Origin of the sequence: Aquariibacter albus (assembly GCF_014145335.1) — a bacterium.
Taxonomy (GTDB): domain Bacteria; phylum Pseudomonadota; class Gammaproteobacteria; order Burkholderiales; family Burkholderiaceae_C; genus Aquariibacter; species Aquariibacter albus.
On sequence record NZ_JACIVI010000001.1, the window covers coordinates 515,064 to 534,965 of the forward strand.

Annotated in this window: 16 protein-coding genes; 10 read left to right on the forward strand and 6 right to left on the reverse strand. The window is 70.2% G+C overall.

Translation table 11 applies throughout. The annotated features are described in order from the left end of the window. The first annotated feature begins 37 nt into the window (after positions 1 to 37). Both ahpC and ahpF read left to right on the forward strand, forming a co-directional pair. Entirely contained in the window at positions 38 to 601 is a 564-nt protein-coding gene (ahpC, locus tag H4F90_RS02345) for an alkyl hydroperoxide reductase subunit C (RefSeq protein WP_182661116.1), read from the forward strand. A gap of 184 nt (positions 602 to 785) precedes the next feature. After that, positions 786 to 2,351 (forward strand): alkyl hydroperoxide reductase subunit F, encoded by a 1,566-nt coding sequence (gene ahpF, locus H4F90_RS02350; protein ID WP_182661118.1) that lies wholly within the window; start codon positions 786 to 788, stop codon positions 2,349 to 2,351. A gap of 96 nt (positions 2,352 to 2,447) precedes the next feature. Here ahpF and H4F90_RS02355 read toward each other — a convergent pair whose 3' ends face one another. The 3 genes from H4F90_RS02355 to H4F90_RS02365 all read right to left on the reverse strand — a co-directional run bounded on the left by H4F90_RS02355 (position 2,448) and on the right by H4F90_RS02365 (position 6,131). Further along, positions 2,448 to 3,986 carry a fumarate hydratase gene (locus H4F90_RS02355; RefSeq protein WP_182661119.1) on the reverse strand — a complete coding sequence of 513 codons (1,539 nt, stop codon included), beginning with the start codon at positions 3,984 to 3,986 and terminating at the stop codon, positions 2,448 to 2,450. A gap of 88 nt (positions 3,987 to 4,074) precedes the next feature. Then, positions 4,075 to 5,502 (reverse strand): sodium:proton antiporter, encoded by a 1,428-nt coding sequence (locus H4F90_RS02360; protein ID WP_182661122.1) that lies wholly within the window; start codon positions 5,500 to 5,502, stop codon positions 4,075 to 4,077. A gap of 8 nt (positions 5,503 to 5,510) precedes the next feature. Then, a complete protein-coding gene (locus H4F90_RS02365) occupies positions 5,511 to 6,131 on the reverse strand; it encodes a TIGR00645 family protein (protein WP_182661124.1) in 621 nt (206 codons plus the stop codon). 188 nt (positions 6,132 to 6,319) lie between these two features. Here H4F90_RS02365 and acs point away from each other — a divergent pair, with 188 nt between their 5' ends. Next, entirely contained in the window at positions 6,320 to 8,287 is a 1,968-nt protein-coding gene (acs, locus tag H4F90_RS02370) for an acetate--CoA ligase (RefSeq protein WP_182661126.1), read from the forward strand. Between the two features lie 95 nt (positions 8,288 to 8,382). On the opposite strand, the gene H4F90_RS02375 is transcribed toward acs, so the two are convergent. Then, positions 8,383 to 10,041 (reverse strand): HDOD domain-containing protein, encoded by a 1,659-nt coding sequence (locus H4F90_RS02375; RefSeq protein WP_182661127.1) that lies wholly within the window; start codon positions 10,039 to 10,041, stop codon positions 8,383 to 8,385. Between the two features lie 294 nt (positions 10,042 to 10,335). On the opposite strand from H4F90_RS02375, the gene H4F90_RS02380 reads away from it, so the two are divergent. After that, positions 10,336 to 11,205, forward strand: coding sequence for an NAD(P)-dependent oxidoreductase (locus tag H4F90_RS02380; RefSeq protein WP_182661129.1), 870 nt, complete (start codon positions 10,336 to 10,338; stop codon positions 11,203 to 11,205). An 87-nt stretch (positions 11,206 to 11,292) separates the two neighbouring features. On the opposite strand, the gene H4F90_RS02385 is transcribed toward H4F90_RS02380, so the two are convergent. Continuing rightward, the gene (locus tag H4F90_RS02385) at positions 11,293 to 11,604 is read right to left on the reverse strand and encodes a c-type cytochrome (RefSeq protein WP_182661131.1); all 312 of its coding nucleotides are present in this window, start codon (positions 11,602 to 11,604) and stop codon (positions 11,293 to 11,295) included. A 127-nt stretch (positions 11,605 to 11,731) separates the two neighbouring features. Between H4F90_RS02385 and H4F90_RS02390 the strand changes: the two genes are divergently transcribed. Continuing rightward, a complete protein-coding gene (locus H4F90_RS02390) occupies positions 11,732 to 11,974 on the forward strand; it encodes a TIGR04438 family Trp-rich protein (protein WP_182662968.1) in 243 nt (80 codons plus the stop codon). A gap of 21 nt (positions 11,975 to 11,995) precedes the next feature. Here the strand turns inward: H4F90_RS02390 and ilvD are convergent, their stop codons facing one another. After that, positions 11,996 to 13,678, reverse strand: a complete 1,683-nt coding sequence (gene ilvD / locus H4F90_RS02395; protein ID WP_182661132.1) for a dihydroxy-acid dehydratase — start codon at positions 13,676 to 13,678, stop codon at positions 11,996 to 11,998. A 127-nt stretch (positions 13,679 to 13,805) separates the two neighbouring features. On the opposite strand from ilvD, the gene H4F90_RS02400 reads away from it, so the two are divergent. The 5 genes from H4F90_RS02400 to pnp all read left to right on the forward strand — a co-directional run bounded on the left by H4F90_RS02400 (position 13,806) and on the right by pnp (position 19,816). Then, positions 13,806 to 14,747 (forward strand): LysR family transcriptional regulator, encoded by a 942-nt coding sequence (locus H4F90_RS02400; protein ID WP_182661134.1) that lies wholly within the window; start codon positions 13,806 to 13,808, stop codon positions 14,745 to 14,747. A gap of 62 nt (positions 14,748 to 14,809) precedes the next feature. Beyond that, complete coding sequence (gene lgt, locus H4F90_RS02405) at positions 14,810 to 15,619, forward strand: prolipoprotein diacylglyceryl transferase (RefSeq protein ID WP_182661136.1); 810 nt, start codon at positions 14,810 to 14,812, stop codon at positions 15,617 to 15,619. Between the two features lie 176 nt (positions 15,620 to 15,795). After that, positions 15,796 to 16,857, forward strand: a complete 1,062-nt coding sequence (gene tsaD / locus H4F90_RS02410) for a tRNA (adenosine(37)-N6)-threonylcarbamoyltransferase complex transferase subunit TsaD (protein ID WP_182661138.1) — start codon at positions 15,796 to 15,798, stop codon at positions 16,855 to 16,857. 181 nt (positions 16,858 to 17,038) lie between these two features. Continuing rightward, the gene (gene rpsO / locus H4F90_RS02415) at positions 17,039 to 17,308 is read left to right on the forward strand and encodes a 30S ribosomal protein S15 (RefSeq protein ID WP_182662970.1); all 270 of its coding nucleotides are present in this window, start codon (positions 17,039 to 17,041) and stop codon (positions 17,306 to 17,308) included. Positions 17,309 to 17,542: 234 nt separating this feature from the next. Then, positions 17,543 to 19,816, forward strand: a complete 2,274-nt coding sequence (pnp, locus tag H4F90_RS02420) for a polyribonucleotide nucleotidyltransferase (protein ID WP_182661140.1) — start codon at positions 17,543 to 17,545, stop codon at positions 19,814 to 19,816. Positions 19,817 to 19,902: the final 86 nt, after the last annotated feature.

The window sequence follows — 19,902 nt, forward strand, 5'->3', positions numbered from 1 at the left end:
CGAACCCGCATCCACCCCCAACCCACCGGAAACCGTCATGTCCCTGATCAACACCCAAGTCCAGCCCTTCAAGACCCAGGCCTTCCACAACGGCAAGTTCATCACCGTCACCGAGGAAAGCCTCAAGGGCAAGTGGTCGGTCCTGATCTTCATGCCGGCGGCCTTCACCTTCAACTGCCCGACCGAGATCGAGGACGCTGCCGACAACTACGCCGCCTTCCAGGCCGCGGGTGCCGAGGTCTACATCGTCACCACCGACACGCACTTCTCGCACAAGGTGTGGCACGAGACCTCGCCGGCCGTCGGCAAGGCCAAGTTCCCGCTGGTCGGCGACCCGGCGCATGTGCTGAGCAAGGCCTTCGACGTGCTGATCCCGGAAGACGGCCTGGCCTACCGCGGCACCTTCGTGATCAATCCGGATGGCGTGATCAAGACCGCCGAAATCCACAGCAACGAGATCGCCCGTGACGTGGCCGAGACCCTGCGCAAGCTGAAGGCCGCCCAGTACACCGCCGCCAACCCCGGCCAGGTCTGCCCGGCCAAGTGGAAGGAAGGCGCCAAGACCCTGACGCCCTCGCTGGACCTCGTCGGCAAGATCTGACGTCCACGCGCCCCCTGCCTGCGCAGGCGGGCCGCCCCGGCCCAGCCCGGAGCCTCCGGCTTCGGGCCTGAGGCCTCGTCCCAAGCCCGGCCCGGTGCCCCTCCCGGGGCGCTCGGCCGGGCTTGCCGTTTCCGAACGATCGATGACCCCGCCGCCGTGGTGAGGGTCCCCAAGGAGAACCACGATGTTGGACGCCCAACTGACCGCTCAGCTTCAGGCCTACCTCGAACGGGTCACGCAGCCGTTCGAGATCGTGGCCAGCCTGGACGACAGCGCCGGTGCGCAGGAGATGCGCGAGCTGATCGAACAGGTCGCCGCCCTGTCGGACAAGATCAGCCTGCGCCTGGACGGCCAGGCCGCGCGCCAGCCCTCCTTCCGCCTGAACCGCATCGGCCAGGACCTGGGCGTGGAGTTCGCCGCCGTGCCCATGGGCCACGAGTTCACCTCGCTGGTGCTGGCCCTGCTGTGGGTGGGGGGGCACCCGCCCAAGGTCGAGCCCGAGGTGATCGAGCAGATCCGCGCGCTCGACGGCGACTTCCGCTTCGAAGTCTTCATGTCCCTCTCGTGCCACAACTGCCCGGACGTCGTGCAGGCGCTGACGCTGATGGCCGTGCTCAACCCCAAGGTGCGCACGGTGGTGGTCGACGGCGCGCTCTTCCAGACCGAGATGGAGGAGCGCCAGGTCATGGCGGTGCCGACCGTGCTGCTCAACGGCCAGCCCTTCGGTAGCGGCCGCATGGGCCTGGAGGAGATCCTCGCCAAGGTCGACACCGGCGCGGCGGCCCGCGAGGCGGCCAAGCTCAGCGAGCAGGCGCCCTACGAGGTGCTGGTGGTGGGCGGCGGCCCGGCCGGCGCCGCGGCGGCCGTGTACGCGGCGCGCAAGGGCATCCGCACCGGCGTGGTGGCCGAGCGCTTCGGGGGCCAGACCCTGGACACCCTGGCCATCGAGAACTACATCTCCGTGCTGGAGACCGACGGCCCGAAGTTCGCCGCCGCGCTGGAGCAGCATGTGCGCGCCTATGACGTCGAGATCATGAACGGCCAGCGCGTCGAACAGCTCAGCCCGGCGGCCGAGCCCGGCGGCCTGATCGGCGTGAAGCTGGCCAACGGCGCCGAGCTGAAGGCGCGCAGCCTGATCCTCTCGACCGGCGCGCGCTGGCGCAATGTGAACGTGCCCGGCGAGGCCGAGTACCGCAACCGCGGCGTGGCCTATTGCCCGCACTGCGACGGCCCGTTGTTCAAGGGCAAGAAGGTGGCGGTCATCGGCGGTGGCAACTCGGGCGTCGAGGCGGCCATCGACCTGGCCGGCCTGGTCGAGCACGTCACGCTCATCGAGTTCGCCGAGCAGCTGCGTGCCGACGCGGTGCTGGTGCGCAAGCTCGAAAGCCTGCCCAATGTGAGCATCGTCAAGCATGCCCAGACCACCGAGATCCACGGCGACGGCAAGAAGGTCACCGCGCTCAGCTACACCGACCGCGGCACCGGCCAGGCCCACACCGTGGAACTGGCCGGCGTCTTCGTGCAGATCGGCCTGGTGCCCAACACCGAATGGCTCAAGGGCACGGTCGAGCTGAGCCGCTACGGCGAGATCCTCGTCGACCCGCGCGGCGCGACCTCGGTGCCCGGCGTGTTCGCGGCCGGCGATGCGACCACCGTGCCCTACAAGCAGATCATCATCGCGACCGGCGATGGCGCGAAGGCGGCCCTGGGCGCCTTCGACTACCTGATCCGCGGCGGCGCAGCCCACTGAAGCGCTGCCGCCGGTCGGCCCCTGCAGCCGGCTGGCAGCGCATGAAAAAAGGCCCGGGGGCGCAAGCCCCCGGGCCTTTGGCTTGTTGCGCCGGCTTCAGCCTGCCGCGACCGTGATGCCCTTGAACTCGCCCTTGGCGATCTTCTCCTGCCAGGTCTTGGGGCCGGTGATGTGGGCGCTGGTGCCACCGGCGTCCACCGCCACGGTGACGGGCATGTCGACCACGTCGAATTCGTAGATGGCTTCCATGCCGAGGTCGGCGAAGCCGACCACGGTGGCGGCCTTGATTGCCTTGCTGACCAGGTAGGCGCTGCCGCCGACGGCCATCAGGTAGGCGCTCTGGTGCTTCTTGATCGCCTCGATCGCGACCGGGCCGCGCTCGGCCTTGCCCACCATGGCGATCAGGCCGGTCTCGGCCAGCATCATCTCGGTGAACTTGTCCATGCGGGTGGCCGTGGTCGGGCCGGCCGGGCCGACGACTTCATCGCGCACCGGATCGACCGGGCCGACGTAGTAGATGACGCGGTTGCGGAAGTCCACCGGCAGCTTCTCGCCCTTGGCCAGCATGTCGGCGATGCGCTTGTGCGCGGCGTCGCGGCCGGTGAGCATCTTGCCGTTGAGCAGCAGGGTGTCGCCGGGCTTCCAGCTCGCGACTTCCTCCTTGCTGAGGGTGTTCAGGTCGACGCGCTTGCTCTTGTTGTAGTCGGGCGCCCACTTCACGTCGGGCCAGAGGTCCAGGCTCGGCGGCTCGACGTAGGCCGGGCCGCTGCCGTCCAGCACGAAGTGCGCATGGCGGGTGGCGGCGCAGTTCGGGATCATCGCGACCGGCTTGCTGGCCGCATGGGTCGGGTAGGTGGCGATCTTGATGTCCAGCACCGTGGTCAGGCCGCCCAGGCCCTGGGCGCCGATGCCCAGGGCATTGACCTTCTCGTAGAGCTCGATGCGCAGTTCTTCCAGCTTGTTCTGCGGGCCGCGGGCGAGCAGGTCGAACATGTCGATCGGCTCCATCAGCACTTCCTTGGCCAGCAGCATGGCCTTCTCGGCGGTGCCGCCGACGCCGATGCCCAGCATGCCCGGCGGGCACCAGCCGGCGCCCATGGTCGGCACGGTCTTGAGCACCCAGTCGACCAGGTTGTCGCTGGGATTCATCATGATGAACTTGCTCTTGTTCTCGCTGCCGCCGCCCTTGGCCGCCACGGTTACGTCCACCGTGTTGCCCGGCACCACGCTGACGTGGATGACGGCCGGCGTGTTGTCCTTGGTGTTCTTGCGCTCGAAGATCGGGTCGTTCAGCACCGAGGCGCGCAGGGTGTTGTCGGCGTTCAGGTAGCCGCGGCGCACGCCCTCGTTGACGGCGTCCTCGATCGAGCCCTTGAAGCCTTCCCAGCGCACGTCCATGCCGATCTTCAGGAAGACGTTGACGATGCCGGTGTCCTGGCAGATCGGGCGCCGGCCTTCGGCGCACATCTTCGAGTTGGTCAGGATCTGGGCGATGGCGTCCTTGGCCGCCGGCGAGGCCTCGCGCTGGTAGGCGCGGGCGAGGTGCTCGATGTAGTCCGCCGGGTGGTAGTAGCTGATGTACTGCAGGGCGGCGGCGACGGATTCGACGAGGTCGTCGTGGCGGATCGTGGTCATGGCGGCGGCTCGGGTCACGAGGGGGTGAATCGGAAAGTGTAGGCAGCCCGACCTGCGCCGGGCTGACGGCCACGTCGGCCGCGGCGGCTCAGCGGAACCAGATCAGGGTCACCAGGGCGAACAGCGGCAGCAGCACCGCGCCCGACCAGGCCATGTAGCCGAAGAAGCTCGGCATGCGGATGCCACGCTGCTCGGCGATGGCCTTGACCATGAAGTTCGGCGCGTTGCCGATGTAGCTGTTGGCACCCATGAAGACCGAGCCGGCCGAGATGGCGGCCAGGGTGGGCGCCAGCACATGCATCAGCGCTTCGGGGTCGCCGCCGGCCAGGTTGAAGAACACCAGGTAGGTCGGCGCGTTGTCGAGGAAGGAGCTCAGTCCGCCGCTGAACCAGAAATAGGCCCAGGGCAGCGGTGCGCCGTCGGGGCCGGTGACCGCGCGCGTGACGGCGGCAAAGGCACCCGCCTCCCCGGCCTTGAGCATGGCCAGCACCGGCACCATGGTCAGGAAGATGCCGATGAAGAGCTTGGCCACTTCCAGCATCGGCCCCCAGCTGAACTGGTTGCCGGCGCGCACCGCGGCGGGGGTCAGCTTCAGCGAGAGCAGGGCCAGCAGGATCAGCCCGGCGTCGCGCAGCAGCTGCGGCAGGCCGACTTCGGTGCCCGCCAGCACGAAGGCGATGCCGGGCTTCCAGGTGCCGCTCATCAGCACCAGGCCGACCACGCCCGCCAGCAGCACCAGGTTGATGCGGCCTTCCAGGCCGAGGCGGTGGTCGTCGGGGGTCGGGTCGCGCGGCAGCACGCCTTCCTTCGCATACCAGTGGCGGTCGATCAGGTAGAAGATCCCCAGCAGGCTGCCGACCATGAAGAGCGTCTCGGGCAGCAGGTGCCGCACGGTCCAGAAGAAGTCCACGCCCTTCAGGAAGCCGAGGAAGAGCGGCGGATCGCCCAGCGGTGTCAGCGAGCCGCCGGCATTGCTGACGATGAAGATGAAGAAGACGATGACGTGCACCGTGTGCCGGCGGTTGTCGTTCGCCCGGATCAGCGGGTGGATCATCAGCATCGAGGCGCCGGTCGTGCCCATCACGCTGGCCAGGGCGGCGCCGGTGGCCAGCAGCGCGGTGTTCAGGCCTGGGCTGCCGTGCAGGTTGCCGCGCACGTAGATGCCGCCCGCCACCGTGAACAGGGTGCCGAGCAGGATCACGAAGGGCAGGTACTCGGCCAGCAGGGTGTGGGCCAGCACGCCGCCGACGGCCCCGCTCCCGTGCAGTGCGGCGAAGGGCAGCAGGAAGAGCAGGGCCCAGAAGCCCGCCACCTTGCCCTGGTGGTGGTGCCAGAAGCCCGGCGCCAGCAGCGGCGCCAGCGCGATCGAGAGCAGCATGCCGGCGAAGGGCAGGCCCCAGAGCGGGCCGAGCGTGGCGCCGTCCAGCTCGGCCGCCTGCGCGGTCCCGGCCCAGCCGGCCAGGCCCGGCAGCATCAGCAGGGCCCGCAGCGCGGCAGGGGAGAGGCGCACGCGCATCGGCAGGCTCAGTGGGCGTCCGTGCCGCCGGCCGGCGGGTGCATGATCCGGTCGGCCAGCGCGATGGCCAGGGCCGAGAACAGGAAGGCGATGTGGATGATCGTCTGCCACATCAGCACCTTGTCGGTGTAGTTGCCGGCGTTGATGAAGGTCTTGAGCAGGTGGATCGAGCTGATGCCGATGATGGCCGTGGCCAGCTTGACCTTCAGCACGCTGGCATTCACGTGGCTCAGCCATTCCGGCTGGTCCGGGTGGCCTTCCAGGTTCATCCGCGAGACGAAGGTCTCGTAGCCGCCGACGATCACCATGATCAGCAGGTTGCTGATCATCACCACGTCGATCAGCGCCAGCACGACCAGCATGATGATGGTCTCGTTGAGCGCGGTGACCGGCGCGTCGGCCTTGTAGCCGATGCTCGACACCAGCTTGCCCAGTGCATCCGGGTTGCCGAGTGCCGCCTCGATCAGGTGGACCAGCTCCACCCAGAAGTGGACGACGTAGACGCCCTGCGCCAGGATCAGGCCCAGGTAGAGCGGCAACTGCAGCCAGCGGCTCGCGAAGATCAGGTTCGGCAGGGCGGGCAGCTTGTGCGCCGGCTTGCCAGCTTGGGACAGGGGGGCTTGGCTCATCTCGGAACAAAATCGCGTGTGACCACGCGTCCTTCAGGGGTTTGTCGGGGGTTTTCCATCTGCCGGAAGCCGAGGATTCTAGGCAGCGCGATTGGAATTCGCCGTGACACCCCGGCCAGGGACCGTCAGACCATCGTAAGACCCCGGCGCCACAGTGCGCGCCGCCCCCGTCCGAGGAGAGAGACACCATGTCAGAGACCAGCATCACGATCTACAACCCGCCGGCCGATCTGGTCGCCTCCGCCCATGTCGCCGGCTTCGCCGCCTACGAGGCCCTGTGCAAGGAGGCCGAGGCCGACTACGGCGCCTACTGGGGCCGCCTGGCCCGCGAGCTGATCAGCTGGAAGAAGCCCTTCACGCAGACGCTCGACGAGAGCAACGCGCCCTTCTTCAAGTGGTTCGCCGACGGCACGCTGAACGTGTCCTACAACTGCCTGGACCGCAATGTCGAGCGCGGCCTGGGCGACAAGACCGCGATCATCTTCGAAGCCGACGGCGGCGAAGTCACCAAGGTCACCTACAGCCAGCTGCTGGCCAAGGTCAGCCAGATCGCCAACGGCCTGCGCAGCCTCGGCATCAAGAAGGGTGACCGCGTCGTCATCTACATCGCCATGTCGATCGACGGCGTCGCGGCCATGCAGGCCTGCGCCCGCATCGGCGCGATCCACTCGGTCGTCTTCGGCGGCTTCTCGGCCCAGTCGCTGCGCGACCGGATCAACGACACCGGCGCCGTGGCCGTCATCACCGCCGACTGCCAGGTCCGCGGCGGCAAGCAGCTGCCGCTCAAGAGCATCGTCGACGACGCCATCGCCATGGGCGGCTGCGAGTCGGTCCAGAACGTGCTGGTCGTCAAGCGCGGTGGCAACGCCATCAGCATGACCGCAGGCCGCGACAAGTGGATGGCCGACGTCGCCGACGCCCAGCCCACCACCTGCGAGCCCGAGTGGGTCGAGGCCGAGCACCCGCTCTTCCTGCTCTACACCTCCGGCTCCACCGGCAAGCCCAAGGGCGTGCAGCACAGCAGCGGCGGCTACCTGCTGCATGCCGCGCTGACCACCAAGTGGACCTTCGACCTGAAGGCCGACGACGTCTTCTGGTGCACGGCCGACATCGGCTGGGTCACCGGCCACAGCTACATCACCTATGGCCCCCTGGCCCTGGGCGGCACCGAGATCGTCTTCGAAGGCGTGCCCACCTACCCGGACGCCGGCCGCTTCTGGAAGATGATCCAGGACCACAAGGTCTCGGTCTTCTACACCGCGCCGACCGCCATCCGCTCGCTGATCAAGGCCGCCGAGGCCAATGACGCGGTGCACCCGAAGAGCTACGACCTGTCCAGCCTGCGCATCCTGGGCTCGGTGGGCGAGCCGATCAACCCGGCCGCCTGGGAGTGGTACCACCAGCACGTTGGCGGCGGCCGCTGCCCCATCGTGGACACCTTCTGGCAAACCGAGACCGGCGGCCACATGATCACCCCGCTGCCGGGCGCCACGCCCCTGGTGCCGGGTTCGTGCACGCTGCCCTTCCCGGGCATCACCACCGCCATCGTCGACGAGACCGGCGCCGACGTGCCCAACGGCTCGGGCGGCATCCTGGTCGTCAAGAAGCCCTGGCCCTCGATGATCCGCACCATCTGGGGCGACAACGAGCGCTTCGTCAAGAGCTACTACCCGGCGGAGCTGAAGGGCTACTACCTGGCGGGCGACGGCGCGATCCGTGACGAGAAGACCGGCTACTTCACCATCACCGGCCGCATCGACGACGTGCTGAACGTCTCCGGCCACCGCATGGGCACGATGGAGATCGAGTCCGCCCTGGTCAGCTGCACCGACCTGGTGGCCGAGGCCGCCGTGGTCGGCCGTCCGGACGACACCACCGGCGAGGCCATCTGCGCCTTCGTCGTGCTCAAGCGTCCCCGCCCGACGGGCGACGAGGCCAAGGCCATCGCCAAGATCCTGCGCGACCACGTCGGCAAGGAAATCGGCCCGATCGCCAAGCCCAAGGACATCCGCTTCGGCGACAACCTGCCCAAGACCCGCTCGGGCAAGATCATGCGCCGCCTGCTGCGCTCGATCGCCAAGGGTGAGGCCATCACCCAGGACACCTCGACCCTGGAGAACCCGGCCATCCTCGACCAGCTGGCCGAGAACAACTGATCGCGGCTGCGGGGCCTCGGCCCCGTGGATCGATCGGCCCCGAGGCCCGCCACCGGCGGGCCTTTTTCATGGGCCGCCGAAGGCTTCGAGCGGTCTCAGTGCGCGAGGGTCAGGGCGGCCACCGCCCGGGAGGCTTCGCCGCGCGTCCAGCCGAGCGCGCGCTGGAAGCGCTGTTCCACGGTCTGGGGCGGCGTCCCGGCCGCCAGTTCGCCCGCGGCGCTGGCGGCGCAGCGCAGGGTGTCCAGCCGGGTTTCGGGGGCGCGCACCGGCCGGTCGCTCGGCAGCGGCTGCATGGCATGCTGGAGGGCCTCGTTCAGGCCCCAGTGGCGCGCCAGACCCTGGGCCAGGGCCTGGGGGCTGGTCCCGATCACCGCCTGTGCAGCCGCCTCCAGCGTCAGGGGCCGCAGGCCGGATGGCAGGGGGGCCGTGGACTGGGTCAGGGCCTCGATCTGGCGCTGCGCTTCGGGGAAGTGATAGGCCAGCAGCAGTTCCCCCAGGGCCTGCAGCAGGGCCAGCAGGCCGGCGGCTTCGCCGTCGTGGTCGGCCGGGCAGAGGCGCTCTGCCAGGTGGGCGGCCCGACTGGCCTGGGCCAGGCGATGGGCCAGGGACTGCGCTGCCGTGTGATCCAGCGCGCCCGGCCAGGGTCGAAGACCCTGCGCGGCCTGACGCACCCCGTGCAGGCCGACCAGCTGCACGGCCCGTCGCAGGGTGGCAATCTCGTCGGGCTGCACCTGCCCGGCCAGCCCGACGGCGCCCAGGCCGCGCAGCAGCTCGAAGGCCAGGGCCGGCTCATCGAACAGGCAGACGATCCAGGCGTCGATGCGCTGGCCCTCCAGCCGGTTCAAGGCGGCCAGATGCTCGGGGAGGTCGGCATGGGCGGGCAGGACCCCGGCGGTCGGCACTTGATCGAGCAGGCGCTCCAGGGGGTCGGGGCGCTGGGCGCGATGGCTGTCGAGCCAGCCGCGCAGCGCCTGCGCCAGGCTGCGCGCACTGAGCGGACGGCGCGCCGGATCGTGATCGATCGCCCGGTTGGCGAGGGCCCGCAGCGCCGCAGGCAGAGGCTGCGGCAGCGCCCAGCCGAGCCGGACGATCTCCCGCTCCAGCCGCTGGGCGGCGCGCGGCAGATCCGGTTCGTCCAGCGCCCAGCGGCCGGCCAGGCCGCGATGGAGCAGCAGGCCGGCCAGCAGCAGGTCTTCGCGGCGGCCCTCGCCGCGAGGGTCCATCTCGCGGGCCAGCTCGATGCCGATCAGCCGGATCCGGCCGCCGGGCTCGACCAGCACGGTGTGCCCACTGAGGCCCGGCGGTCGCAGGCCGGCCTCATGCAGGCTGGCCAGGTGGTCCAGCATCTCCGCCATCCACGCCACCCAGTCGGCCGGGCTGGGCACGGGGCCGCCTTCGGGACCCAGCCGTTCCAGCAGGGTGAGGCCGGACACGCCGGCCAGATGGCAGCCGTGTCCGGCTGGGCCCAGATCCACGCGCCGTCCGCGCAGCAGGCCGTCCGGCGGCAGCGCCGACAGGCGCGCGGGCGCGACCCCTTCGGCAAGCGGCTGGGCACCGTTCGCCACGGGCAGCAGCAGCAGATCGGTGCTGGATGCAGGGCGATCCGCTTCCGGCCGGACCCGCCAGAGCTGGGTGCTGCGGTCCGAGCCGAGGCGCTGCAGCAGCTGGTAGGGGCCGAGCAGCTGCAGATCACGGGCCGCGGGACGGACGGGCCGCCGCGGGTCAGCGGGCGAAAACAGCGAATGCGGGTTCAAGGGCGACCTCGGCGGGGTGGGCGCGGGCCGCTTGCGCTCGGGGCGGGCGGCCGCAGGGGCAGGACCGATTCCACCGTGACCGCGCACGCACCGAAGCCTGAAGCTGGCCCCTCCAGGGGCGCCTGTTCCGGCGCTCGGTCGCTGTGCGCCCTGCGGGCGGGGCCCGGGCCCCGGGCTGGCCGGACCGTACCTCTTGCCCCCTGCCCGGCCAGGCGGGGCCATGCCGCCTCGATAAACTGTGGCAGCCCTGCGCCGTGCTGCCAGGCCTCTGCATCACCCGCTCCCGTCCCGACGATGAACATTGCACTGCTCGGCACCGGCCTGATGGGTCAGCCCATGGCGCGGCGCCTGCTGGCGGCCGGCTGGCCGCTGACGGTCTGGAACCGCAGCCCGGACAAGACCCGCAGCCTCGTCGAGGTGGGCGCGCGAGCCGTCGACCGGGCCGCCGATGCGGTGGCGGGCGCCGACCTCGTCATCACCATGCTGGCAGACGGTCGCGTCGTGCGCGCGCAGTTGCAGGACGGTGGCGTGCTGGCCGCCATGAAGCCCGGCGCGCTGTTCGTCGACATGAGTTCGATCCAGCCGGCCGAGGCGCGCGAGCATGCGGCCTGGCTGGCCGCCCGCGGCATCGGGGCGCTCGATGCGCCGGTCTCCGGTGGCACGCTGGGCGCCGAGGCCGGTACCCTGGCCATCATGGCCGGCGGCAGCAGCGCCGATTTCGAGCGCGCACTGCCGGTTTTCGCGGCGCTGGGCCGCGCCACCCATGTCGGGCCGACCGGGACGGGCCAGCTCGCCAAGCTGGCCAATCAGATGATCGTGGGCATCACCATCGGCGCCGTGGCCGAGGCCCTGATCCTGGCCGAGCGCGGGGGCGCCGATCCGGCCCGCGTACGCCAGGCCCTGCAGGGCGGCTTTGCCGACAGCCGCATCCTCGAAGTGCACGGCCAGCGCATGGTGCAGCGCGACTTCGCCAAGCGTGCGGCGATGACGGTGCAGCTCAAGGACTTGCGCAATGCGCTCGCCACCGCCGCAGGCGACGGCACCGAGCTGCCGATCACCACCCTGTTCGCCCAGCTCTACGCCGAGGCCATCGACCATGGCCATGCCGAGGCCGACCATGCCGGCCTGTGGCTGGAGCTGGCGGGGCGCAACGGCCTGCGCTGAGCGCCGCCGCCGCGCGGCCATGAAAAACGGCCCCGAAGGGCCGTTGCATCGCATCGGACCCCGGCCTGCGGCCAGGGCGAGGGACGATCACTTCTGGTTCAGCACCCAGGTCACGAGTTCCTTGGCTTCCGCGTCGGTGACTTGCGGGTTGGCCGGCATCGGGATCTGGCCCCAGGAGCCGACGCCACCCTTCTGGATCTTGGTGGCCAGCTTGGCGGCGGCGTCCTTGTCGGCGGCGTACTTGGCGGCAATATCCTTGAAAGCCGGGCCGACCAGCTTCTTGTCGACGGCGTGGCACGCCAGGCAGGAGCGCTTCTGGGCCAGTTCCTGGCTGGCGAAGGTGGCCGGGGCGACGAGAACCAGGGCCGACAGGATCAGGGGAAGACGCAGGGCTTTCATGGTTTCCTTTCTGGAAAAGCCAGGATGGCTGGGAGAGAGACTCAATCAACGGAGTTTATGTCGTCCGGTTGACCGGCTTCTTCGGGAACCGTGCCAGGGATGACACGGGGTGTCACACATGGGATGGATGCTGCTAGGCGTGGGTTTGTGCCTGGGCAAAGGGCTCGGATGGAGCATGCTGCATGCACTGGCCTGGCCCTGGGTGCTCGCGCCCTTCGGCGTGGCCGCCCTGCTGTGGACCTGGTCCGACCGCAGCGGGCGGACCGCCCGCCAGGCCATGGCCCGGGAGGCGGCACGTCGTCAGGTGCGCAAGCAGCAGCAGCGCGAAGCCCTCGGCCTGGGTCCGCGGGGTCGCGGGCCCGGGGCCTGAGCCCCGCAGGCTGCGGGCCGCTCAGTCCTCGAAGCGGTCCAGCACGGCGCCGGTGCTGGCGCTGGACGCGTTCTTGGCGAACTTGGCCAGCACGCCGCGGGTGTAGCGCGGGGCGGGCTTGACCCAGACCGCCTTGCGCTGCTGAAGTTCCGCGTCCGGCACGTTCAGTTGCAGCAGCAGCTGGTGCGCGTCGATGGTGATCGAGTCCCCTTCCTGCACCAGCGCGATCGTGCCGCCGGCATAGGCCTCGGGCGCGACGTGGCCCACCACCATGCCCCAGGTGCCGCCGCTGAAGCGGCCGTCGGTGATCAGGCCCACGCTCTCGCCCAGGCCCTGGCCGATCAGCGCACCCGTCGGGGCCAGCATTTCCGGCATGCCGGGGCCGCCCTGGGGGCCGAGGTAGCGCAGCACCATCACGTCGCCCGCCTGGATCTTGCCGGCCATGATGGCGGCCAGGGCCGACTGCTCGTCGTCGAAGACGCGCGCCGGGCCGGTGATGACCGGATTCTTCAGGCCGGTGATCTTGGCCACCGCGCCCTCGGGGCTGAGGTTGCCCTTGAGGATGGCCAGATGGCCTTCGGCATAGATCGGCTGGCCGACCGGGCGGATCACGTCCTGGTCGGGCGAGAGGTCGGGCACGCCGGCCAGCACCTCGGCCACGGTCTGGCCGGTGATGGTGAGGGCTTCGCCATGCAGCAGGCCGGCCTTGTGCAGCTCCTTCATCACGGCCGGGATGCCGCCGGCACGGTGCAGGTCGATGGCCAGGTACTTGCCGCTGGGCTTGAGGTCGCAGATCACCGGCACCTTGCGGCGCAGGCGCTCGACGTCGTCGAGCTGGAAGTCCACGCCGGCCGCATGCGCGATGGCCAGGTAGTGCAGCACGGCGTTGGTCGAGCCGCCGGTGGCCATGATCACGGCGATCGCGTTCTCGATGGCCTGCTTGGTGACGATGTCGCGCGGCTTGAGGTCGGCCTTGACCGCCTCGACCAGCACCTTCGCGGCCCGCTTGACGTTGTCCAGCACCTCGTTCTCGACATTGGCCATGGTCGAGGAGTAGGGCAGGGACATGCCCAGGGCCTCGAAGGACGAGGACATGGTGTTGGCCGTGTACATGCCGCCGCAGCTGCCGCTGCCGGGAATGGCGCGGCGCTCGATCTGGCAGAAGTCCTCCTCGCTCATCTTGCCCGCGCTGAACTGCCCGACGGCTTCGAAGACGCTGACGATGTTCAGGTCCTGGCCCTTGTACTTGCCGGGCAGGATGGTGCCGCCGTAGATGTAGATCGCCGGCACATTGGCACGCAGCATGCCCATCATGCCGCCGGGCATGTTCTTGTCGCAGCCGCCGATGACCATCACGCCGTCCATCCACTGGCCGCCGACGCAGGTCTCCACGCAGTCGGCAATCACCTCGCGCGACACCAGGCTGTACTTCATGCCCTCGGTGCCCATGGCCATGCCATCGCTGATGGTGGGCGTGCCGAAAATCTGCGGGTTGGCCCCGGCTTCCTTCAGGCCGATCACGGCCGCATCGGCCAGCTTCTGCAGGCCGGAATTGCAGGGCGTGATCGTGCTGTGGCCGTTGGCCACGCCGACCATCGGCTTGCCGAAGTCCGTCTCCTGGTAGCCCATGCCGTAGTACATGGAGCGGTTCGGCGCACGGGCGACGCCCTCGGTGATGTTCTTGGAACGGCGGTTGATGCTCATGGCGGGCAGGGCGCGGGGCGCCGGCAGGCAGAAGGGGTAGGGGAGGGGAGGCGGTGGCGCGAAGTATCCGGGTCGTCCGGACCGGCTGTCCAATCGATCATTCATGGCATTTTGATACGCTGGACGAATGAATGATGCGCCCATCGAAGCCCGCGCCTGGCGCCAGTTCCTCGTCCTGGCCGAGACCCTGCACTACGGCCGCGCCGCGGCGCGCCTGCACATGACGCAGCCGCCCCTGACGGTGGCCATCCAGCAGCTGGAGGCGCGGTTGGGCACGCCGCTCTTCCTGCGCAGCCGCCGCAGCGTGGCGCTCAGCCCGGCCGGCGAGGCCCTGGTCGAGCCGGTGCGGCAATGGCTGGCCGCCGGGCAGGACCTGGTCGAGCGGGCCCGCGCCAGCGGCCGGGGTGAACTGGGCCGGCTGCGGCTGGGCTTCGTCTCCACCCTGGGCTTCGGCCCGCTGCCGGCCTGGCTGCGCAGCTTCCGCGCGGCCCACCCCGGCCTGCAGGTGGAGCTGCGCGAGGCCACCGGCGACGTGCAGCAGGCCGCGCTGCGCGAGGGTCAGCTCGACTGCGGCTTCCTGCTGCGCGCCCGCGGCGTCGGGCCGGCGGAGCTGCCGGGCTTCGACAGCCTGCCCGTGCTCGACGAGCCCCTGCTCCTGGCCCTGCCCGAAGCCCATGCGCTCGCGCACGGGCAGGCGCTGGATCCGCAGGCGGTGGCGGCCGAGCCGCTGGTCATCTTTCCGCGCAGCATCGCGCCCTCCTTGCACGACGCGATCCTGGCCTGGACCCATCGCCAGGGCCGTGCCCCAGCGATTGCGCAGGAGGCGATCCAGATGCAGACCATCGTCAACCTGGTTTCGGCTGGCCTGGGCCTGGCCTGGGTGCCGGCCTCGATCACCACCTTGCAGCGGCCGGGCGTGGTCTACCGCCGGCTCGACGCGCGGCATGCACCGCCGCAGGGCCTGGCCGAGATGGTCTGGCCGCGCGAGGCGCCGGCGGCGACGCGGCGCTTCGTCGAACACGTGCGTGCGGCGCTGACGGCCGCCGGTCCGCCACCGCGGGGGGACTGACACGGGCTTGCGCTATGGTTCGGCGCCTTCCGAGCGTCTGCGGCCCGCCGGCCGCCCCTGCCATGCTGGTCCATCCGCAGTTCGATCCCATCGCCCTCCAGGTCGGCCCGCTGGCCGTGCACTGGTACGGCCTGACCTACCTGGCCGCCTTCGGCCTCTTCGTGCTGCTCGGCCGCGCGCAGGCGCGCCGGCCGCGCTTTGCGGCCGCAGGCTGGGCGCCGGCGGAGGTCGAAGACCTGCTCTTCTTCGGCGTGCTCGGCGTGATCCTGGGGGGGCGCCTGGGCTATGTGCTGTTCTACAAGCCGCTGCACTTCCTGGCGAACCCGCTGGAGGTCTTCGCCGTCTGGCAGGGCGGCATGGCCTTCCACGGCGGGCTGATCGGCGTGATCTTTGCGCTCTTCGTCTACGCCCGCCGCCGCGGCCGACCCTTCTGGGAGGTGGCGGACCTGGTCGCGCCCTGCGTGCCCGTCGGCCTGGCGGCCGGGCGCCTGGGCAATTTCATCAACGGCGAGCTCTGGGGCCGCGCGGCCGACCCCGGCCTGCCCTGGGCCATGGTCTTCCCGCAGTCGGGCCTGGCGATCGCGCGCCATCCCTCGCAGCTCTACCAGTTCGCGCTGGAGGGGCTGCTGCTCTTCGCGCTGCTCTGGCTCTACAGCCGCGGGCCGCGCCGGCCGGGCCAGGTGGCCGGCGCCTTCCTGCTGGGCTACGGCGTCTTCCGCTTCATCGCCGAGGCCTTCCGCGAGCCCGATGCCCACCTGGGTCTGCTCAGCCTGGGCCTGAGCATGGGGCAGTGGCTCTGCCTGCCGATGGTGCTGCTGGGTGCACTGATCCTGGGCCTGGCCGCGCGCGGCCGCCTTGCCCCGGTGCACTGAGCCTCGCCACATCGCGGCCCAGGCAAAAAAAATGCCCCGCCGGCATGGCAACCGGCGGGGTCAAAGGGACTGGCCCTGCAGAGGAGATCGCAGGCCACGCGAAGAGCGCAGCCGCAGAAGGCATTGCATCCGCCGTGCCAGGCGCTGGCCGCAAAGCCCGTCGATACACTGCCCCGATGCGTATCCTGGGCTTCGAATCCTCTTGTGACGAGACCGGCGTGGCCCTGGTCGAACTCGATGCCGGCGGCCGCGCGCAGCTGCGTGCCGATGCGCTGCACAGCCAGATCGCCATGCACCAGGCCTATGGCGGCGTGGTGCCGGAGCTGGCCTCGCGCGACCACATCCGCCGCGTGCTGCCGCTGGCCCGCGAGGTGCTGCAGCGCGCCCAGGTCCGGCTCGCCGACCTGGACTTGATCGCCTACACCCGTGGCCCCGGTCTCGCCGGGGCGCTGCTGGTCGGCTCGGCCACCGCCTGCGCCCTGGGCCTGGCCCTGGGCAAGCCGGTGCTTGGCGTGCATCACCTGGAGGGGCATCTGCTGTCGCCCTTCCTCTCGGCCGATCCGCCGAGCTTTCCCTTCATCGCCCTGCTGGTCTCCGGCGGCCACACCCAGCTGATGCGGGTCGACGGCGTCGGCGACTACGCGCTGCTCGGCGAAACCATCGACGATGCCGCCGGCGAGGCCTTCGACAAGTCCGCCAAGCTGCTGGGCCTGGGCTACCCCGGCGGCCCGGCCCTCGCCGCCCTCGCCCTGCAGGGCGACCCGGCCGCTTTCGCCCTGCCGCGCCCGCTGCTGCACAGCGGCACGCTCGATTTCTCCTTCGCCGGCTTGAAGACCGCCGTGCTGACCACGCTTCGCAAGCTGGAAGCCGCGGCCGGACCGGAGGGTCCCACGGCCCAGGCGCGGGCCGATCTGGCGGCCTCGACCCAGGCCGCCATCGTCGACGTCCTGGTGAAGAAATCGCTGGCTGCACTGAAGGCCAGCGGCCTGCGGCGTCTCGTGGTGGCCGGCGGCGTCGGCGCCAACCGCCGCCTGCGCGCCGAGCTGGACGCCGCCGCCGCACGGCGCGGCCTGCGTGTCCATTACCCCGAACTGCATCTCTGCACCGACAACGGCGCGATGATTGCCCTCGCGGCTGCCATGCGGGTGGCCGCCGGCCGCGCCCGCCCACAGCCCGCGGGGGCCTTCGACGTGCTGCCGCGCTGGCCGTTGGCAGCGATCGACGCACCGGCCGCCTGAGGCCGGGGCCGCTATACTCGACGGGCTTTGCCGGGGCGCCTGCGTCCCGTGGAGAGCAAACCAGAGCGCACGGCACGGGTCGGTTTCACCCGTGTTCCGCAAGTCCCACGGAAACCGCAGTCTGCACCGGCTCCAGCCCCAGGGCCGGCCGGGCAGGGCGGCTTCCATTGAAACGAAAGTTCTGCCCATGTCCGAAATCAACAAGACCGACATCGTCGCCGCCAACGCCCGTGGCGCGGCCGACACCGGCTCTCCCGAAGTCCAGGTTGCGCTGCTGACCGCGCGCATCAACCACCTGACCCCGCACTTCAAGACCCATGCGAAGGACCACCACGGTCGCCGCGGTCTGCTGCGCATGGTCAGCCGCCGCCGCAAGCTGCTGGACTACCTGAAGGCCAAGGACGCCGACCGCTACACCGCACTGATCCAGAAGCTGGGCCTGCGCAAGTAAGCCCAAGCGGACGCCAAGAGCCTGTCTGGTCTCCTCCAGCACAGGCTCTTGGCGTTTCAAGAGCCCGAAAAATTCCCGGCCACGGGGCCGATCGTGAGCGACGCTGTGTCATTCCAGCAGGGCAGGGGCCCGCAGCCCCCCGCACCTGCCCCGCTGGAATGGCATCCCGCTGACCGACCCTGAACCGGAGCCCGGGGCGCGCAGGCCGCCGCCCCATCCTCCCAGGAGACTTCCATGTCCATGTTCAACAAAGTCAGCAAGACCTTCCGCTGGGGCCAGCACGACGTCACGCTGGAGACCGGTGAAATCGCCCGCCAGTCCGGCGGCGCCGTGCTCGTCAGCGTCGACGGCACCGTGGTGCTCGCCACCGTGGTCGCCAAGTCCGAGGCCAAGCCGGGTCAGGACTTCTTTCCGCTGACCGTCGACTACGTCGAGAAGACCTATGCCGCCGGCAAGATCCCCGGCAGCTTCTTCAAGCGCGAAGGCCGTCCGAGCGAGCTGGAGACCCTGACCAGCCGCCTGATCGACCGTCCGCTGCGCCCGCTCTTCCCGGACGGCTTCTTCAATGAAGTGCAGGTCATCGTCCACGTCGTCTCGCTGAACCCGGAAGTCGCCGCCGACATCCCGGCCCTGATCGGCTCCAGCGCCGCGCTGGCCATCAGCGGCATCCCCTTCAACGGCCCGATCGGTGCCGCCCGCGTCGGCTACCTGAACGGCGAGTACCTGCTGAATCCGAGCAAGGCGCAGATGGCCGAGTCCAAGATGGACCTGGTCGTCGCCGGCACCGAGGCCGCCGTGCTGATGGTCGAGTCGGAAGCCGACCAGCTCAGCGAGGAAGTGATGCTCGGCGGCGTGGTCTTCGGCCATGAGCAGGGCAAGGTCGCGATCGCCGCGATCAACGAGCTGGTCCGCGAGGCCGGCAAGCCGGTCTGGGACTGGCAGCCGCCGGCCAAGGACGAGGCCTTCATCGCCAAGGTCACCGCCCTGGCCGAAGGCCCGCTGCGCGCGGCTTACCAGATCCGTTCCAAGCAGGCCCGCACCCAGGCCTGCCGTGACGCGAACGCCCAGGTCTTCGCCGCGCTGAAGGCCGAAGGCGTCGAGTTCGACAAGGTCAAGGTTGACGGCCTGCTCTTCGACATCGAGGCACGCATCGTCCGCGGCCAGATCCTGGCCGGCGAGCCGCGCATCGACGGTCGCGACACCCGCACCGTGCGCCCCATCGAGATCCGCACCGGCCTGCTGCCGCGCACCCACGGCTCGGCCCTGTTCACCCGCGGCGAGACCCAGGCCCTGGTCGTCGCGACCCTCGGCACCGACCGCGACGCGCAGCGCATCGACGCGCTGGCCGGCGAGTTCGAGGACCGCTTCATGCTGCACTACAACATGCCCCCCTTCGCCACCGGCGAGACGGGTCGTGTCGGCAGCCCGAAGCGCCGTGAGATCGGCCACGGCCGACTCGCCAAGCGTGCCCTGGTGCCGGTGCTGCCGGCCAAGGACGAGTTCGCCTACGCGATGCGCGTGGTCTCGGAGATCACCGAGTCCAACGGCTCCTCCTCGATGGCCTCGGTCTGCGGCGGCTGCCTGGCGCTGATGGACGCGGGCGTGCCGCTGAAGGCGCACGTGGCCGGCATCGCCATGGGCCTGATCAAGGACGGCAACCGCTTCGCGGTGCTGACCGACATCCTGGGCGACGAGGACCACCTCGGCGACATGGACTTCAAGGTGGCCGGCACCACCACCGGCGTGACCGCCCTGCAGATGGACATCAAGATCCAGGGCATCACCCAGGAAATCATGCAGGTTGCCCTGGCCCAGGCCAAGGAAGCCCGCCTGCACATCCTCGGCAAGATGACCGAGGCCGTGGCCGGGGCGAACACCGAGGTCTCGCAGTTCGCCCCGCGCCTCTACACGATGAAGATCAATCCGGAGAAGATCCGCGACGTGATCGGCAAGGGCGGCGCGACCATCCGTGCGCTGACCGAGGAAACCGGCACCACGATCGACATCGCCGAGGACGGCACGATCACCATCGCCTCGACCGACGGCGAGCGCGCCGAGTACGCGAAGAAGCGCATCGAGGAAATCACCGCCGAGGCGGAAGTCGGCAAGGTCTACGAAGGCCCGGTCACCAAGATCCTGGACTTCGGTGCCCTGGTCAACATCCTGCCCGGCAAGGACGGCCTGCTGCACATCAGCCAGATCGCGCACCAGCGCGTCGAGCGGGTGGAGGACTTCGTCAAGGAAGGCGATGTCATCAAGGTCAAGGTGCTGGAGACCGACGAGAAGGGCCGCATCAAGCTCTCGCTCAAGGCCCTGCTCGAGAAGCCGGAAGGCTATGTCGAGCCGAGCTTCGAGGACCGTCCGCGCCGCGACCGCTTCGACCGCGACAACCGGGGGGACCGTGGCCCGCGCCGTGAGCGCAGCGACCGGGGTGATCGCGGTGACCGTGGCGGCGAGCGCCCGGCCGAGGCCGCGCCGGCGGCCGAAGGCGGCGACTTCCAGAGCTGATCGCCGGGCCCGACGGGCGGCCGCGTTCCGCGGTTCGTCCCGTGTCCGGGCCTCGCCGTGCCGACCCCCATGAACGACGCGCTCTT